This is a genomic window from Mesorhizobium waitakense, assembly GCF_056431085.1.
In genome coordinates this window covers 1-16810 of the sequence record NZ_JBWKME010000092.1, presented here as the reverse complement: position 1 = coordinate 16810, position 16810 = coordinate 1, and the positions used below count along the sequence as shown (strand labels likewise).

At 58.7% G+C, this 16810-nt stretch carries 14 protein-coding genes; 1 reads left to right on the top strand and 13 read right to left on the bottom strand.

Annotated elements, in window-relative coordinates:
- Positions 1-45 precede the first annotated feature (45 nt).
- The gene (locus AC07FD_RS19425; protein WP_478351160.1) at positions 46-1611 is read right to left on the bottom strand and encodes an ABC transporter substrate-binding protein; all 1566 of its coding nucleotides are present in this window, start codon (positions 1609-1611) and stop codon (positions 46-48) included.
- 201 nt (positions 1612-1812) lie between these two features.
- Between AC07FD_RS19425 and AC07FD_RS19420 the strand changes: the two genes are divergently transcribed.
- A complete protein-coding gene (locus tag AC07FD_RS19420) occupies positions 1813-2715 on the top strand; it encodes a LysR family transcriptional regulator (protein ID WP_478351159.1) in 903 nt (300 codons plus the stop codon).
- A gap of 126 nt (positions 2716-2841) precedes the next feature.
- Here the strand turns inward: AC07FD_RS19420 and AC07FD_RS19415 are convergent, their stop codons facing one another.
- The 12 genes from AC07FD_RS19415 to AC07FD_RS19360 all read right to left on the bottom strand — a co-directional run bounded on the left by AC07FD_RS19415 (position 2842) and on the right by AC07FD_RS19360 (position 16393).
- On the bottom strand, positions 2842-4404 hold the full coding sequence (locus AC07FD_RS19415) for a M81 family metallopeptidase (RefSeq protein WP_478351158.1): 1563 nt from the start codon (positions 4402-4404) through the stop codon (positions 2842-2844).
- 91 nt (positions 4405-4495) lie between these two features.
- Positions 4496-5506, bottom strand: a complete 1011-nt coding sequence (lhpI, locus tag AC07FD_RS19410) for a bifunctional Delta(1)-pyrroline-2-carboxylate/Delta(1)-piperideine-2-carboxylate reductase (RefSeq protein WP_478351157.1) — start codon at positions 5504-5506, stop codon at positions 4496-4498.
- A gap of 78 nt (positions 5507-5584) precedes the next feature.
- Positions 5585-6856, bottom strand: coding sequence for an FAD-dependent oxidoreductase (locus AC07FD_RS19405; protein ID WP_478351156.1), 1272 nt, complete (start codon positions 6854-6856; stop codon positions 5585-5587).
- A 139-nt stretch (positions 6857-6995) separates the two neighbouring features.
- Positions 6996-7631, bottom strand: a complete 636-nt coding sequence (locus AC07FD_RS19400) for a helix-turn-helix domain-containing protein (protein ID WP_478351155.1) — start codon at positions 7629-7631, stop codon at positions 6996-6998.
- Between the two features lie 54 nt (positions 7632-7685).
- Positions 7686-8552: an ATP-binding cassette domain-containing protein gene (locus AC07FD_RS19395; protein ID WP_478351154.1), complete on the bottom strand. Its 867-nt coding sequence runs from the start codon at positions 8550-8552 to the stop codon at positions 7686-7688.
- Positions 8549-9535 (bottom strand): ABC transporter ATP-binding protein, encoded by a 987-nt coding sequence (locus AC07FD_RS19390; protein ID WP_478351153.1) that lies wholly within the window; start codon positions 9533-9535, stop codon positions 8549-8551. The genes AC07FD_RS19395 and AC07FD_RS19390 overlap by 4 nt, the downstream gene beginning before the upstream one ends.
- Before the next feature lie 11 nt (positions 9536-9546).
- A complete protein-coding gene (locus AC07FD_RS19385) occupies positions 9547-10443 on the bottom strand; it encodes an ABC transporter permease (protein ID WP_478351152.1) in 897 nt (298 codons plus the stop codon).
- Positions 10440-11357 carry an ABC transporter permease gene (locus AC07FD_RS19380; protein ID WP_478351151.1) on the bottom strand — a complete coding sequence of 306 codons (918 nt, stop codon included), beginning with the start codon at positions 11355-11357 and terminating at the stop codon, positions 10440-10442. Before AC07FD_RS19380 ends, AC07FD_RS19385 begins: the two co-directional genes overlap by 4 nt.
- A 60-nt stretch (positions 11358-11417) precedes the next feature.
- Positions 11418-13016, bottom strand: a complete 1599-nt coding sequence (locus AC07FD_RS19375; protein WP_478351150.1) for an ABC transporter substrate-binding protein — start codon at positions 13014-13016, stop codon at positions 11418-11420.
- Positions 13013-14020 (bottom strand): dipeptidase, encoded by a 1008-nt coding sequence (locus tag AC07FD_RS19370; protein ID WP_478351149.1) that lies wholly within the window; start codon positions 14018-14020, stop codon positions 13013-13015. Before AC07FD_RS19370 ends, AC07FD_RS19375 begins: the two co-directional genes overlap by 4 nt.
- A gap of 536 nt (positions 14021-14556) precedes the next feature.
- Entirely contained in the window at positions 14557-14715 is a 159-nt protein-coding gene (locus tag AC07FD_RS19365) for a hypothetical protein (RefSeq protein WP_478351148.1), read from the bottom strand.
- Positions 14716-15460: 745 nt separating this feature from the next.
- On the bottom strand, positions 15461-16393 hold the full coding sequence (locus AC07FD_RS19360; protein WP_478351147.1) for a PhzF family phenazine biosynthesis protein: 933 nt from the start codon (positions 16391-16393) through the stop codon (positions 15461-15463).
- Between the last annotated feature and the right edge of the window lie 417 nt (positions 16394-16810).

Here is a 16810-nt window from a genome sequence, read left to right as displayed (position 1 = left end):
GCTCGAACCGTTTCGAGCGTGGCTGGGAGCGTCGTAATGCGCTTATTAGGCCTCAAACCAGCAACGTGCGAAGTTCTTCGCCTCGCCGTGAAAGTGATTGCCTACGAAACCCTGTACGTTTTTCGCCAAGCCGTTGATGGAGGTCGAAAACATCAAGGTTACGTGGCCTGCGTCCTCCTGAACCATTTTGGCGGCATCGTGATATAGGGACCTGCGCTTTTCGGTGTCTAATTCCGACCTGGCTTGGGCCAGAAGCTTGTCAAACTCCGGCCGATACCAGTTTCCGTCGTTCCACGGTGAGTCGCTTTCAAATGGCTGGGTGAACGCCTGATCTTCCGTGGCCAAGCTGCCAAAATAGGAGGCACAGAAGGGCTTTTTCATCCAGACGTCGCTCCAATAGCCGTCAGCCGGTACACGCTTTGGATTGATGGTAATGCCAGCTTTGGCTGCCGTCTGCTGGAAGATTTCTGCGGCGTTGACCGCTCCCGGGAACACGGATTCGGACGTGTAGAGATCGATCGCACCGCTGTGACCAGACTTCTTGTAATAGAAGCTGGCTTTATCGGGATCGTACGTGTGCTGGGGCAGTTCGGAATAAAGCGGATAGATCGAATTGATGGGATTGTCGTTGCCGATGGTGCCGTAGCCCGCCTGCGTGGTTTTTAAGATCAAATTCCGATCAACCGCATATTTGAGCGCTAGCCGCAGATCGGGATTGTCGAATGGCGCTTTGTTCGTCTGCATCACGAAATAGTAGAACGTGGTGGTATCCGCCACGTCGACCCTGACCGATGACGAATTCTTGAGCCGCACGACAAGGTTCGGTGTGAGCTCCGAGGCAAAGTGGGTTGAGCCCGCCAGAAGCGAGGACATCCTGGCCATATCATCATTGATGACCAAGATCTCGAGCTCTTCGAACAATGGCTGCTCTGGCCTGAAATACTTCGGATTCCGGTGGAAATTATAGCGGATTCCCGGTTGTGCCGAGTCAAGGATAAACGGTCCCGTCCCGATTCCCTTGGCGGGGTCTTCTCCTTCGGGTTGAGCAATAAGTGCCGCATTGGTCATCAGGTACGGGAAGTTGACGTCGGGCGCGGACAAGGTCACCGTCAATTGGTGAGGGCCGTCCACCTTAATGTCCTTGATCGCCTTCATCAGGGCGGCGGCGCCCGATTTCGTATCGGGGCCGCGGTGACGGTTCAGCGAGTAGACCATGTCCTTGGCGGTGAACTCTTTACCGTTGTGAAAGGTGACGTCCTTTCTCAGGGTAAATGTCCAGGTTTTTCCGCCGTCGCTCGGCTCCCAGCTCTCAGCCAGCTCACTGGCCAATTTTCCATCCGTAGTGCGCTCCAGTAGCCGGTTGCCAAGCTGATAGGAGACAAACAGCGGGACCGAGGAAGGCATATTCGTAGGGTCAACCGTATCGGTCGTCGACCCACCCTTGACCCCGGCGACAAATTTGCCGCCACGTCGTGGTGTTTGAGCAAATGCCGCTCTAGGCAGAACAATGCGGTCAACAGCTCCGGCTATGCCGAGACCTATAGATCCACGGAGTAAAGTTCGTCGATCAAGCTTGAGCAACGGCTTGTTGCTCGAATCTTCAAAATCCATCGTTAGCTCCCATTGGCTTTCGGCGGCCGTCAAACAGCGGTTCCCTTGTGGGTTTCTCGTCCGGATGATCGGCACTTCAACGTCGCAACTCTAGCTTCGGAACGACCGGCGTCCCAATACAACTTGGGCACCGATTGTTGTTGATTTTGCTATGAATGGGGGGATAAAGCAGCAGTCGGTATAAAGTTGTATGGAACCTTGATGGCATCTCCATCCTTGGAAATGAGGGAGCTTCGTGCCTTTGTGGCTGTTGCAGAGGAGCTAAGCTTCGTGGGTGCGGCGAAGCGCCTTAACGTTGCCCAGCCGGCTTTAAGCAGGACAATCAGCATGCTGGAAGCCAAGCTCGGTGTGCAGCTTCTAGACCGGACGACTCGATCAACACATGTCACCTTGGCCGGCAAAGTCTTTCTGGCGGAAGCGCACTATACGCTCGCTCAGATGAAAAGGGCGATTCAGCTGACGCAAGAGGCAGAGGTCGGCCTCACCGGCGAATTGCGAGTTGGCTACATGGATTTTGCGATCCACAGCCCTATGGTACCCCTTCTGGCTGAATTTAAGCGGACCCATCCGCTTGTGAAAATCAGCCTAAAACGTCATCGATCAGACGTACAGTCCACCGATCTTAACGCCAATCGTATCGATGTTGGCTTTGCCGTCAGGCACCGCTTTCAGCGCAACGTAGAAGTGTTGCCGTTCACGCAAGAGCCGTTGGTGGCCGTGATGAGCCGACACCATCGACTCGCGCAACAGGAACGCATCTCCTTGAGCGATCTTGCTGAAGAGCCGTTCGTTATGGGTGATCGTGAGGGCTGGGAACTATACCTCCCGACCGTGGAGGCATTCTGTGCAACTGCCGGGTTCGTACCGAGGATCGCTCTTGAGGCAGAAGATGGGGCAACCATCTTCAGTATGGTAGCCGCAGGTCTTGGCGTAACGCTTTATCCGTCATGCGTCCGCAACGCTGAGCTACCAAAGCTGGTGGTTAAAGAATTCGTCGAGGCTTCGCCGCTTGTGGAAACATTTTTTTTGACCAGACAGGCAGGCTACTCGTTGGTAACCGGCAAGATGGTGGCCTACCTCCAGCATCTGCTTTCAGTGAGGTAGGCAGGCAGCACGCTACCGCCGAGGCCGTGCAAAGACGGAAACCGAGGATGCGCTCCCAGCCCTCGCCTGCAGTCCCTAGAGCTACGCCGCAGTCAGCGTTCTGCGCTCGAATGCCCTTTCGGACTGTTAGGCGAAGCGATCATCATACCATTTTACCAGCCCAGTCGGACTCTTTCGCACTTCCCGACGCAAACGCTGATATTGGAGGGCCTCGCTGCGGCACCAGTGAGCACCAGGTGACTCGACCATGAGGATCTCTTTCGCCATGGGTGCAAAGTCGGCGCGGAAGTGCACAGTGCTCTTGACGGCGACCACCGACTGCTCCTTCGGCTCGATGCCAACAGCCCGCAACAAGTCCTGATCGAGGCATTGGTATCGCACTGTCGACACTGCGACCTGCACGTCGGAACGCGGGTCCAGAATCCTTAGCCGTGCCATCCGGCCGAGATCAACCTGGACGCCGGCAAGGAAGGGCCCGTTGGCTGTGAATTTGCCCTCCGAAAGTTCCTCAACGCGAACTTTGACCTGGTAGGGCTCTTTATCGTAGCCGAACCTTCCACCAAGACGCAGCTCGATTTCCGCGCCGATGCCGGCTTCGTGTGCCGCCGCCGCTGCTTCCGGATCCCAAAGCAGCCCGAGAGCGCTGTTGTGCAGGCCCCCTTCGACCATCCCCTTGAGAAGACCGATGGTATCCGATGTTCCTCCACTGCCTGGATTGTCCTGCACATCGGCCAGCACGATGGTTTCCCCCTCGCGTCCGTGACTACGTGCGTGTTCGACGGCTTGATCGACGCTGAGCAATGGCATCTCGAACCTAGCTTCGGCATCGAGCATTGCTGTAAACGCCTTGTCGGCTGCGGCGGTGACAGCTGCGGCATCTATACCGTATGCGACGAGTGCCGGCCCGCAATCCCGGATATCCGCCAACGGAAAGCCAAGCGCGATGTCGACATTGAAGACGGCGGCGTCCAAATAGTCCGGCAACTCCCGATACAGGCTGTTGCAGGGCTCGAAATCGGTGCATTGCGCAGCCAGCGGAATCAGAAACGGCGTTTTCCTAAAGACCTTGGCTAGCGGGCCGCCATGACCGAGGCGCTGCTGCAGCAGCATAAAGGCGCGTTGACCCGTCGCGGCCATGTCGACGTGAGGGTAGGTACGGAACAGAGTGATGCCGTCGCACAACTCCACCATTGCCTCAGTCACATTGGCATGAAGGTCGAGGCTGACGACGACGGGAAGTTCCGGCCCGACAACGGCTCGGACGCGTCGAAGCAGTTCACCCTCGCCGTCCTCATAGGATTGCACCACCATGGCGCCATGCAGGTCCAGATAGACCGCGTCGAGTTTCCCCGCGGCGGCGATGCCGTTGCAGATGGTCGCGGCGATCCGTTCGAACGCGTCGTCCGACACAAAGCTTGTTGGCTCTGCCGCGGCCCAAACAATAGGCACGAGATCGCACGTCTGCTTCGCTGCAGCGATAAAGCCGCCGATCGGGATCTCGAGGGAAGGAAAGACCTGAAGGATGTCAGAGCCGAACGTCATTGCCGGCCACCCGTCGGCCCGAGCAAAGTCGTCGTACGAGGCACCAAACGGCGCGAACGTGTTGGTCTCGTGCTGGAATCCCGCGATGGCTATGCGCGGGCGAGGTTCTTGATCCTTGGTCGATGCTGCTTCAGCGCTTTGGCTCATGCGGTGTTCCTTCGACAAATCGGCTCCCGGCCCTTTTGCTGCCTCGAGAACCGTTCCTGCTAATCAATTCCTGGCGCTACGGACCCCTCGCTCACGAAGGCTGCGCACGCAATGCCGGTGGCGCCAAATTGCGATCGAACGCGCAAACACTCTTGTAGACCATGCGAGCTGCGACGAGGTCAGCCAGCCCAGACCCAACCGCCTTGAAGTACGTGATCTCGTCGGCGGCGGTTCGTCCCTTCAAGTTGCCATGCGCAAGGTCGGCCAGCGTGCCGAGAACATGCTCTTTGGCAACGACGCCGGCTTCTATTGGCTGAACGAGGTCACCCGCTTCGTGCAGCGCTTCATCCGTATCGACAAACGCGCGCGACATCGCCAATGCCGCATCGTCCGATTTTCTCATCTTTGGGGTAAAGGCGCCGATGAGATCGATGTGCGTCCCCTTCCGGATCCACTCGCCTTTGATTACAGGTTCGGTCGCAAGCGTCGCAGCGGTGACGACGTCGGCGGCAGCAATGCCCGTCTCCAGGTCCCTCGCGACTTCAGCGGCAATCCCGCGCTCGTTTAATGAACGGACAAGCTTCCGGGCGGCCTCAGGCTGGATATCCCAAACCGACACCTTCTCGATCGGTCTGACGGCGCGGTAGGCATCGGGAATGAGACTGCCGACACGCCCTGCTCCGATGACGAGCAGCGAGCGAGCGTCCTCCCGGGCCAGGAACCGAGCGCCCAGCGCGGCCGTGGCCGCGGTTCGCCTCGAGGTAATGACATTGCCATCCATCAGGCACAGCTGTTGGCCTGTTACAGCATCGTAAAGCACGTATGTGGATGTCAGCCCGGGCAAGCCTCGGGCGGCGTTCCCTGGGACCACAGTGACGAGCTTCACTCCCAGGAACTGATCCTGGTCGTCGGCTTTGGCCCAAGCTGGCATCAGGAGAAGGGTTGCCGACGGCTCATCGGTCTTTGCAAGATGATGGTGATGTCGGGCGGGCACCACACAGCCTTTGCCAAAACCAGTCTGCAACTCGTCGACAAGGCTGTCGAAGGGAAGGCACGCTGCGGTGTTCTGCGCGTCGACGATCCTGAAGGATGCATCGGTCATTGTCGTTACTCCTTGTCGGCTTCATAGCTCTCGTTTTCCAGCGGGCGCCGCATATCGTGTCGCCTGGGGCTGCACGGGTTATGAAAGCCATCTGGCACTCGAACTGACGTCACCCAGCGATGCTCGTTCGCCTGTGACAATTTGCGCCAGCAGCTCACCGCAGCCGAGCGCCATGGTCCAGCCGAGTTGCCCGTGTCCGGCGTTGATCCACAAATTGTCAAACCCTCGGATCCGCCCCAGATAGGGAGGACCAGCGGCTGTGGTCGGTCGCAGACCGGACCAGAATTCCGCCGTCTCAAGGTCCACCGCATGCCCGAAAGACCGTCGCATGTAGTCGGTGAGCCTTTCGATGCGCTTTTCGGGAATAGACCGATCGCGACCCGCGAATTCGGCGATCGCCGTCACTCGAATTTTTCCGCCGTAGGTCGCCACCGCCAGCAATTCCGTCTCGTCCACATAAGGCAACGCCGGTACCCCGGCGGGATCTGTTACCGTCCACGTGCCGGAATAGCCCTTTACCGGGTATATGTTCGGACGAAAGCCGAGCGAGCCGGTTATGTCAGGCGTTTCGACACCTGTGGCCAGGATCACTCCTGCGCAAGGTATCTCTCCTCGCTCGGTTTTGACCGCCGCGATGGTGCTTCCTGCGCCGTGAAAGCCAGTGACACGCGTGTGAAAATGCTGGCTGCTCCCACATTCCCGGGTCAAATAGACAGCTGTCCGTTGGCTAAATAGTCGGCAGTCGCCAACGGAGTCCGCCGCACTGAACAGCCCCCCGACAAGGCGGGGCAATACCGACAGCGCGGGCTCGCGCGCAATGAGCGCGTCGCGGCTAAGCACTTCGATCGAGCCGTTCCCTTGGCGCTTGATGGAGGCGGCATGAGCATCGAATTGGCTCCGATCCTGGAACAGGTAAAGGCCGCCTTGATGTCGGGTTTCCTTCGGCAGGTTCATGTCGGTTTCAGCCGCGGCCACGAGAGCACGGCTGTAGCGGCTCAGGCGCTGGAGCTTGTCGGTGTTCGTGCGATGGGCCGAAGGACGGCAGTTGAGCAGGAACTCAACGCCCCAACGCCACAGTGCAGGGTCTCTTAGGCGTGTTACTTCGACCGACGGGTCACGCCCGGCAATAGCTTTCATCATGGCGCCAATAGCTTGCGGCCCTGCCCAGGCCTTCGCATGCCCGACAGCGATGATCCCAGCGTTCCCGCGGCTGCACATTTCGGCAGGCCCGGACAATGCGTCGATGACAGTTACGTTAATGCCGCGCTTTGCAAGCGCGTATGCGGTTGTGATGCCGGCCACGCCGGCGCCAATCACGGCGATCCTGTCAGTCCCAATTGCGTCACGCATAAACTGTCTTCAAAACGTCACCACATTCATCAATCCCCCCCCACGGCCCTTGGCCGGTCCGCCAAGCGGGGATGCGATACACTCGCGGGAAGTGTATTCTCGGCAAAATCTATCGTGCGCAACGGTCGTCAGGCCGCCTTCAACCGGCTGAAGTGGGCTGGACCAGTACCCCGTGGACGCGCGTGGCGATCCACAAGATCAGTGCATCTTCCTCGCTCGCCGAGACGAGCGCGTGTCCCATGGTCGAATCGTAGTAGCTGCTGTCGCCTGGCAAGAGGCGGACGGGTGCATAGTGCTCGGTGTGCAAGATCACTTCGCCCGACAGCACATAGAAAAACTCCTCCCCCAAATGGCCCTCGATTTTGGAGAATTCTTTGATCGAGTGCGCGCGCACACGCGTCAGCAGAGGCGTGAACTGCTTGGTTGCGAGATCGGCACCGAGCAACTCGTATTCGTAGTGAGGTGTTCGTTGCTGAATGCCCTGGCCGCCTCTGGTCACGACCAGGCGGCCTGCCGCATTCGACTTGCTGCTCGTACTGCCGAAGAGCTCTGTCACATCGACGCCTAATCCAACCGAAAGACGCAGGATCGTGTCGTAAGTGGGCGACACCTGACCGTTTTCGATTTTCGAAACGGCCGAAATCGAGAGCCCGGATCTCTGCGCCAGGTCATTCAGGGTAAACCTGAATTGCTTGCGCAGCTTTTGGACGGTAACTCCGACCGGTGGATATTTATGCTGCTCTACGGAATCCAACTGCGTCATCTCAATTTTCATTTCACGGTCAAGCCCGGCGAATCGCTCCAGGGCGTCGGAGGTCCTTTGTATCAGTCAGGGAGCAATGTAGGATGGATGCTCACGCATCGCCTGGCGGGCTGCGGCATCAGCCCTCAGATCGGGAACACCGGCACCTGGAGCGACCGTCAGCGTCGAGTTCAGCAGAAGCTGTGTGTAGGGATGGCGCGGCTTTTCGAAGATCCGCTCGGAGGCGTTCATTTCCACGACCCGGCCAAGGTACATGACCGCTACCTGCGTGGTCATATGCTGGATCACGCTCATATTGTGGCTGATCATGACATAGGTCAGATCGAATTCCTCGCGCAGCTGCAAAAGCAGATTGAGCACCTGGGACTGAACCGACACGTCGAGCGCCGAGGTCGGCTCGTCGCATATCAGCAGTTTCGGGCGTGAAATCAGAGCCCTTGCGATAGCAACGCGCTGCCGTTGTCCGCCCGACATCTGGCTGGGATAGGCTTCGAGAAAGCGCGGCGGCAACCCCACAATGTCGAGGATCTTTCGCGCACGTTCGTGCCGCTCCGCAGACGTGCCCTCGCCGCGCAAATATAGCGGATAGGCCACGATGGTGCCCACGGTCTGGCGCGGGTTTAGCGACGAATACGGATCCTGGAAAATGAACCCCACGCGTTCCGCGATCTGCCGACGTGTCATGCCGGTAATCGGCCGACCATTAAGCAGCACCTCTCCTTGCGCTGGGGGGAGAAGACCCAGCATGATCTTTGCGAGGGTGCTTTTTCCCGAGCCCGATTCTCCAACGATACCAAGAACATCGCCTCTCTCGACGCGGATCGAAACCTCATCGACGGCACGCACCGGTGCGCTGTGGCCGAAAATCCCCCTTCGGCCGCTGTATTCATGCGAGACCTTGCGCAATTCAAGAACGGGTTTGTCGCTCATCATGCCACGACCTTCAGACGGACTTCGGCTTCACCAGCCTTTATGCAACGTGCTTCATGGCCTTCGCCGATTGTCGCCAGTTCAATCGGCCTGCGGCAGGCATCGGAGGCGAGAGGGCACCTATCGTAGAAATGGCAGCCCTCTATCCGGGTCAGGAGCGACGGAACCGTCCCGCCTATCGAGGGCAGCGGCTTCATCCGGGGATGCGAGGGATCGGGTACTGAACCGAGCAGCGCGCGCGTATAGGGGTGGGACGGATTGGCGAACAGTTTTTCGGCCGACGCTGTTTCCACCACCTGGCCTGCATACATCACGATCACCCTGTCGGCGATGCGCGATACGAGCCCGAGATCGTGGGTGATCATGATCATCCCCATCCCGAAAGACTTCTGCAGGTCGATGAGGAGCCGCAGCAGTTCAGCCTGTATGGTTACGTCGAGAGCCGTTGTCGGTTCGTCTGCCACGATGAGCTCGGGCTCGCACATGAGCGCCATGGCGATTACGACGCGCTGGCGCATGCCGCCGGAAAGTTCGTGGGGGTAATTGTCCAGGCGCCGTGCCGCGTCGCCAATTCCGACCTCTTCCAGCAGATGGATGGCCCGTTCCCTGGCCTCGCTTCGGGGGGCCTTGCGATGCGCGCGGTAAACGTCCGTCAATTGCCGCCCGATCGTGTGCAGCGGGTTTAGCGCCGTCATTGGCTCCTGAAAGATCATCGACAGCCGGTTTCCGCGCAAGTCGCGAAGTCGGCGCTTCGTCATCGCTTGCATGTCGATCCCGTCGAAGGTCATGCGCCGCGCTGACCGCTTTGCGACCTTGGGCAAAAGCCCCAGAAGCGACAGCGCGGTTATCGACTTTCCGCAGCCGGATTCACCTACGATGCAGACAGTTTCGCCCTTCGAGACGCTGAAACTGACATCCTGGACCGCAGCAAGAGTTCCGTTCGCCGTGGCGATGTCAATGTTCAGATTTTCCACGTTGATCAGCATGGGCGTTCCTATCAATTGCGTCCGTCCGGCGACAGCACATCGCGCAGACCGTCGCCAAGAAGGTTCGTGCCCAGGACGAGCGTGAACAGAAACCCTCCCGGGATCGTGATAAGCCAAGGCTCAAACAGGATCGAGGCTTTGCCTTCGGAAATCATCAGTCCCCATGACGGCAATGGCGCGGGCACGCCGAGGCCCAGGAACGAGAGCGCTGCTTCTAGGATCATTGCCTGAGCCATCTCAAGCGTAGCCACCACGACAAGATTGTTGAGGAGGTTCGGAAGGATCTCGTGCCTTATGATCTGCAGGACGGAGGCGCCCTGCAACTCGGCCGCCGTTACGAATTCGGACGACCTCAGCTGGATCGTCGTTGCCCTCGTAACGAGCGCAAACCGATCCCAAAGCAAGAGGCCGAGCGTCAGCATCACCACCGTGAGCGAGGAGCCCACGAGCGCCACCACGGCGAGCGAAACCAGAATGACCGGCATTGCCAGACGAGCGGTGATGACGAACATCGCCACGCTGTCGACTTTGCCGCCGAAATAGCCGGCGCAAACACCGATAGCGGTTCCGATGATGCCCGAGACAACGGCGGTCCCGACGCCGATCACCAGTGATATTTGCGCCCCATAGATGATGCGTGACAGGTAGTCGCGGCCCAACTGGTCTGTGCCAAGCGGGTGCGCCCAACTGCCGCCCGGCGACCAGATCGGAGGCGCGAGGCGGGCCGCAAGCGATTGCAGGTAAGGGTCATAGGGCGCTAGCAGCGGTGCAAACATAGCCATGACGATGACGAACAACAAGACCAGGAGCCCAAGCATGAGGCCGCCGTGCCTTAGCCACCGCGCCAGGTTGCTCCTTTTCGCAATCGGTTCCGATCTTGCCGTGGAAACTGCTGAGGCTTCGGTCATTGGCCGCGCACCCTTGGATCGAGCATGGCACTGAGCATATCGGCGAGCAGGGTCAGCACGACGTAAAACAGCGAGAAGCAGAGAACGAGCGCCTGGACGGTCGGTAGGTCGGCTCGCGATATGCTTTCCCAGGCGAGCGATCCAGCTCCATGAATGGCGAATACGTTTTCGACAACCACAGACCCTGCCAGCATGAAACCGAACTGCGCCGATGCCAGGCTGATGATGGGCAATGCTGCGTTGCGCAGGGCGTAATCGAACAGGACTCGCGTCTCGGAGAGACCCATGGCGCGGGCGGTACGGATATAGTCTGCTTCCAGTGCCGATATCATGCCTGAACGTGTCAGGCGCATGATCGCCGGCGTGGCGAAGTAGCCAAGGACGATAGTCGGCATGATGAAGGCTTGCCACGACGCCGTTCCCGACGCCGGCAGGATCCCCAGCTTCACGGAAAACAGGATGATCAACAGCAGCGCGAACCAGAAGCTGGGCATCGCCTGGCCGACAACTGCGAAAAGCAAAGCCAGACGGTCGACAAGACTGTTGGGCCAACGGCCCGCGACGACACCCAAAGGTACAGCGACGAGCAGGGCCAGGATTAGGGCGAAACACCCCAGCCGAGCTGTCATCGCGAAGCGATCGACAAGAAGCGTCGCGACCGGCTGGCCAAAATAAAGGCTTGTCCCGAAATCTCCACGAAGAACGCCGGATAGCCAGTGGAGGTACTGAACGATTATGGGCCGATCGAAACCGTAGAGGTGCCGAAGCCGGTCGGCATCGGCCGCGGTCGAGGCCTGGCCGGCCAATGCGGCTGCCGGATCACCGGCAGCGAAGATCAGGGAATAGGCGATGAAGGAGACCAATAGCGTGAGCAGGCAGGCCATCAGTATCCGGCGAATTGCGAAGTGCAACATCGTGCGCTCCCGGCAAGAGCTACGCCGCCCAGCCGCCTCGCGCGGCTGGACGGCAGGAGATCATTTCCATTTCGCGTCGTAGAAAGGAATGAACTCATCAGGATTGATATGAAGATCGAGATCTTTCGACATCGCGGTGTTCATGCTCCATACCCAGAGCGGAACCCAATACGCCCGATCCGCGATCAGCTTCAGCGCCTTCGAATAGAGCGCTTTCCGGCGATCCCTGTCCATGATCTTGGAGGCTTCGACGATTGGCGAGACGACCTCCGGGTCGTTGACAACATCGTCGCCGGTCCCTGCGAAGAAATCACCGACGCTCAGGGCGACGTCGCCAACGCCATAGGAACCCCAGTCGCTGTAGTACATGTCCTGCTTGTGGTTTCGCCACTGTTCCACGCCCGCGGCATATTGCAGATTGTTGATCGCCAGGTTGATCCCCACCGCGGCCAGATTGGCCTTGACCGCTTCAGCCACCGCCACCCCTTCGGAGGAGATGATCATGCTGAGGTTGATCCCCTTTTCAAACCCGGCTTCCTTCAGCAGTTGCTTTGCCTTTTCCGGACTGTACTCATAGGTGGTGACGTCGGTCTCGCAGCCAAACTGTACCGGATTGCACGCCGAGTTGATGATCGGAGAACTTTCTCCCTTGAAGGCGTCGCGTATTTCCTTGCGGTTGATGGCGTAGTTGACCGCCTTTCGCACACGGACATCGGCGAGCGGGGAGTTCGGCACGTGCGGGTCCATGCTGATTTCGTCAAAACGCATGATGGGCGCGCTTTCCACCTGCACGCCGGGCTGACTTGCAAGCCTCTGGATGTCATCTTTCGGCACACGCCAGATCCAGTCGATATTGCCGTTCAGCAATTCCGCATATTGGGTATTGCTTTCGGGCAGCACCCGGAAGTTGATCTTGCCGATTTTCGGATCTTGCTTCTGTCCGCCCTTGTAGTAATCGGTGAACCGCTCAAGCTTGACGCCGACGCCCGGCGACAGTTCAACCAGTTTGTACGGTCCTGTTCCGATCGGCTTGACAGCCATGCCCGCCGCACCGACCTTCTCGTAGTAGGCCTTGGAGTAAATCGGCACGTTGCCGGCAAGCATCTCCAACGCCAACGGATACGGAGCCTTCATGGTGAGGCGGACCGTGTCATTGTCCAACTTTTCAGCCTTGTCGATCCAATTTACAGCGATCGCATACTTGGCGCCAAAGTCAGGGCGAGAGACCAGGTTCAGGGTAAAAACCACGTCGTCGGCGGAGAACGCAGACCCGTCGTGGAATTTGACACCCTTGCGAATTTTGAAGTCGATCTGCGTGTCGGAATTGAACTTGTAAGACTCGGCCAGCTCCGGAACGAACTTTCCCGTCTTGAAGTCCTTCGAGACGAGGCCGTCGTAAAGGATGCGGCCGACCGAAAGCGCTTCGCGGCTGGTCGCCGTATAATAGTCCAGCGTCTCGATCTCGTTTGTGAAGGCGACATTGAGGGTGTCGTCCGCCTTGCCAGCGAAAGCCGGCTGGCTAACGGCAATTAGGGCAATGAGCCCGAGGGCGGTTTTGTATTTTGTCAGTTTGTTTTTCATGGAAGTTCCCCGGTTGTTGATAGTTGACAGAAGTGCGTACCAGCGAAAGATGTAGCCGGAAGTGTCGTTCTGCTTCATTCTCCCCAGACGGTTTCGTAAATCCGCAGCAAGTTTTCGCCGTAGATCTTTCGGATGTCGTCAGCCCTGAACCCGCGTCGCAGCAGAGCCTCGGTCAGCGCCGACATGCTCTTGGGCGTCTCGATGCCTGCGGGATAGAAATGCGGGGGCGGCGGATAGGCGTTGGGGCTCCAGCTGTTGTCAGCCAAGGCGTTCTCGTACATGGTCCTCGCTGCCTGATCGTCGGCGTACGGATGCTGGTGGCTATAGTAGTCAATGCCAAGCGTGACGTGCTCGGTGCCGACCAGGTCGCACATGTAAGCAATGTGATCGATGAACTGATCGATCGTCGGGCGCTTGTCGCCGGAAACGAAGCCGGGAAAGCCCACCACACCAATCGTGCCGCCGTTCTTTGCGATCGCCTTGATCATCTCGTCGGAGACATTGCGAGGCGATGGATAGACGGTTTTCGCGTTTGCGTGAGAGATGATCACCGGAGCCGAGGAATGCTCGATTGCATCCATCGTCGTCTGAGTGCCTGTGTGGGAGCAGTCGACAATCATGCGCGCCTGGTTCATGCGCTCGACGACCTGCAACCCGAAGCGGCTCAGCCCGGCATCGGTACGCTCTTCGCAACCGTCGCCGATCCGGTTTTTCACATTGTAGGCAAGTTGCATGATCCCTACACCAAGGGCCTTGAAGGCATCGATGAGATCGAGGCTGTCCTCAATCGGCGCAGGTCCCTGGAAATGCAAGATGATGCCCGTCTTGTCCTGAGCCTTGGCGCTCCGGATGTCGGCAGCGGTACGGACCAATATTAGATCGTGGCGCTCCCTCAGCAGCCTGTACCATGATCCAATCGTCCGCAGCGTCACCGCAGCTCCATGCCAGTAGCCGACTGTTGGCGCGATGGCTGTCAACCCGCCGGCCTGATAGTCCGCTATACGCTCTTGATCGTCCAATAGCGGGCATACCGCATCGACAATGATCGCATCCGCGTGAAGTCGTTCACCCGCAGCGTCCATCCGTCCTCCCATCCATCCGTTGATTGGTCGGCTCCTCCCGACCAGGTTTTTCCTTTAAGAAACTTTTGTCTGATATGCAACAAAATTGTCGTACTGTGGACACATATGACAAAAAGCGCCGTCTCCGGCTTACGCACGATGGGCACTTCCACCCCGCTGTGCCCCCAGAATCGGCAACGGCAGGGCGCTCATTGGCCCTCCCGAGCATGGGTTGCCGCTCGGCGCGAGCCGTCCGCATGACAATTTGGGGAAGCTCCTGCATGAACGCGACTGGGGCGGAGACGACATGCCCGGCATCGGCTGCCGCTCGAACAGCCTGTGAACGACGGGACGCCATCTCGCACAATGGATGGATGTCGTCGGCTCCCAGAGACGATAATGCAGCGTGGCAAGCGCGGCCTGCGCCAGTGCCCTGTCAAGGACGGCACGATGAGCGACCGCGACTCCGGGCAGGCCCATAGTCTTGCTGAGTCAGAAGGTAGCGGCGGCGGAGGAATTCGCGCTGGTCGCCGATGCGTTAGGGTGGAGCTTCGTGATCAGGCAGCGGCTCGCCATGCCCGGCTGGAAGCTCGGTCGGCATGGCCGATCACCCTGATCGAACCATCGACATAAGCGTCGAATGCGGCTTCACTCTCGGCTGTTGGGACTTCTGATGCCGCCACGACGCTGTCGCAGGCGGCGGCCAAGCTCTGCAAATTACAGATCCTGACCCTAGCGCGGGTCGCGACTGGGTTCTTCCACGAGCAGCGCAAACCGATCCGGCGTGGATCGTCGACGACACAGGCGTCCCCAAGAAGGGCATGCACTCGACTGATTCAAACGATCGTCAGCAATGATGACAACCTCAGCTAGCATCATCAGCATCTGCCAGGCCGGACGAGGCAATAATTTCGCTTACCCGCGACGGAAGGGAAGAGCTGGAGCAAATGCTTGCCCATGCGCGCCGCACCGCTGAAATGGAGTGACTTCCTCGAAGCCTTCGTCTCAGACCCGCACTCCACTGCTCGCATCAAGGCCAACTCTCCACGGTAACAACCGGGCGGTACACAGGATCGTGGCGGCATGTCTTTTCGCCAGCATTCGCCGTGACGAGGACGACAGCCGTAGATCTTGATGTCGCTGCCGCCGTCTCAGCGGATCCGCGCGAGGTCGACCTAATCGCAGACAACGCCCATGACCTTCTCCGGGAGCATGAAATGTACCTAGGATTCACGGGCTCGATCGTAACCACCCCCGCTGGCAGACCTCCGACGGCTATCCCTGAGTCTGGGAAAAGAAAATGCTAGCGGTTCGCTTCGTGTCGGGGTCAGTGTCGTAGTCTCCACAGTCCAAATCGGGCTACGGCTATGCCGCAATGTCACAGTGGCACTACGGCTGCCGACCCGGGAAGCCGATCGCTGGCGGCCTCAGAAGCGTCCAGTCCAAACTCTGATGGCGTCGCTAACCTAATGGGATTTTCCATGCGAATGGCAATCGGCGGTGCCCATCTCGTGGGCCTTCGTGGCAGCCATCCATACTCCCAAGCTTGGCCCTTCCTCCAACGATGACATGACCATTCTCAGACGACAGGTGGAGCCCTCCTCCGTTCTCGGAAGCCTGCAGAGCACGCAAATCCCTCCTACCGAGGACCTTCGCCCAATATGAATAGAGCTTGCAGTGCGCTGACACGCAGACCTGATCCTCGTCGATTGCGATTCTCGGCGAAAAGAATCTGGATACGATATCAAACTCAGCGAACGCCCCGTTTGGATCGACAAGTGCCGTGAGAACGACGCCGCGGCAGTCGATCTCTGCTATGCTGCCAAAATTCGGCTCATAATCAAGAACGGTACGTTCGTGGTCGACGACAACGACGAAGTCGTCATATGCCTTTCGAATTTCTTTCACCGGCGCGCCTATGCACCGTTCCACCAATTCGTATTCCGCGGAGGTCGCAACAGCCGTGTCGATCGGCGGAAGCGCGACCTGAACAACGTCCCCTTGCATCCAGCCACGGAGAAGTCCACTCCGCGACTGATAGGTTACTTGAAGGTTCCGCTCGCAAGCGGCTGAGGAATACACCCAATATGTCGCCGCCAACGTTCCATGTCCACAGAGGTCCAATTCCGCGTTCTGCGTGAACCAGCGAATCTCGAAATGACCTGCATCTTGGAGCGGGCGAAGAAACACGGTTACAGGTTGACGGAAACCTTGGGCCAGCCTTACGCATTCGGCCGACGCTGGATATTTCTCATAGAGTACGACAGCCGCGGGGTTGCCGGCGAAGCGGCCGTCCGCAAACGCATGAACGACTATCGGTGAAGCGCCCTCCGATCGCGTAGCTTTCTGGCTTGAGCTGGGCGGGAGGACAAAACCTTGACTTCCGGGAGCCATATCTCAGCTCCTGCGCTCGGCGAAAGACCGAACATCTCGGCCGTCTTCGACCTGCTCTTCGCAAGGGAACGCGCGTTGCGCCTCAGATTTGGCGCTCTCATGCAGGAACCCATATGGTTCGCTCCGCATAACCGGAACGAGCTTAGCTTCCATGTCACTTGCGCTAACCAACCTTGCGTATGTCCCGCCTATTGCAAACTCTCGCAGCACATCCCTTAATTCGCGAACGTCGCGCTCGGTGTCGTGAGCCAGAAAGGAATATTCAGGTCGGTCCTCGATGTCGCGACGATAAACCGACGCCGACACATCCATCATGCCACCTCCGAAATCGGCTAGCCCAGTTAACCCGGAAAATTCATGGAGGTTGGCGGATGTGGTGCAAGCCGTTGAAATGACGTAGGATTTGGTTGCTTAAGC

Excerpts from the sequence above, each read along its gene's own strand:
- AC07FD_RS19370 (WP_478351149.1), bottom strand. The coding sequence starts at position 14,020 with ATGGACGCTGCGGGTGAACGACTTCACGCGGATGCGATCATTGTCGAT.
- AC07FD_RS19385 (WP_478351152.1), bottom strand. The coding sequence starts at position 10,443 with ATGACCGAAGCCTCAGCAGTTTCCACGGCAAGATCGGAACCGATTGCG.
- AC07FD_RS19380 (WP_478351151.1), bottom strand. The coding sequence starts at position 11,357 with ATGTTGCACTTCGCAATTCGCCGGATACTGATGGCCTGCCTGCTCACG.
- AC07FD_RS19425 (WP_478351160.1), bottom strand. The coding sequence starts at position 1,611 with ATGGATTTTGAAGATTCGAGCAACAAGCCGTTGCTCAAGCTTGATCGA.
- AC07FD_RS19400 (WP_478351155.1), bottom strand. The coding sequence starts at position 7,631 with ATGAAAATTGAGATGACGCAGTTGGATTCCGTAGAGCAGCATAAATAT.
- AC07FD_RS19405 (WP_478351156.1), bottom strand. The coding sequence starts at position 6,856 with ATGCGTGACGCAATTGGGACTGACAGGATCGCCGTGATTGGCGCCGGC.
- AC07FD_RS19375 (WP_478351150.1), bottom strand. The coding sequence starts at position 13,016 with ATGAAGCAGAACGACACTTCCGGCTACATCTTTCGCTGGTACGCACTT.
- AC07FD_RS19360 (WP_478351147.1), bottom strand. The coding sequence starts at position 16,393 with ATGGCTCCCGGAAGTCAAGGTTTTGTCCTCCCGCCCAGCTCAAGCCAG.
- AC07FD_RS19395 (WP_478351154.1), bottom strand. The coding sequence starts at position 8,552 with ATGATGAGCGACAAACCCGTTCTTGAATTGCGCAAGGTCTCGCATGAA.
- AC07FD_RS19390 (WP_478351153.1), bottom strand. The coding sequence starts at position 9,535 with ATGCTGATCAACGTGGAAAATCTGAACATTGACATCGCCACGGCGAAC.
- lhpI (WP_478351157.1), bottom strand. The coding sequence starts at position 5,506 with ATGACCGATGCATCCTTCAGGATCGTCGACGCGCAGAACACCGCAGCG.
- AC07FD_RS19420 (WP_478351159.1), top strand. The coding sequence starts at position 1,813 with ATGGCATCTCCATCCTTGGAAATGAGGGAGCTTCGTGCCTTTGTGGCT.
- AC07FD_RS19415 (WP_478351158.1), bottom strand. The coding sequence starts at position 4,404 with ATGAGCCAAAGCGCTGAAGCAGCATCGACCAAGGATCAAGAACCTCGC.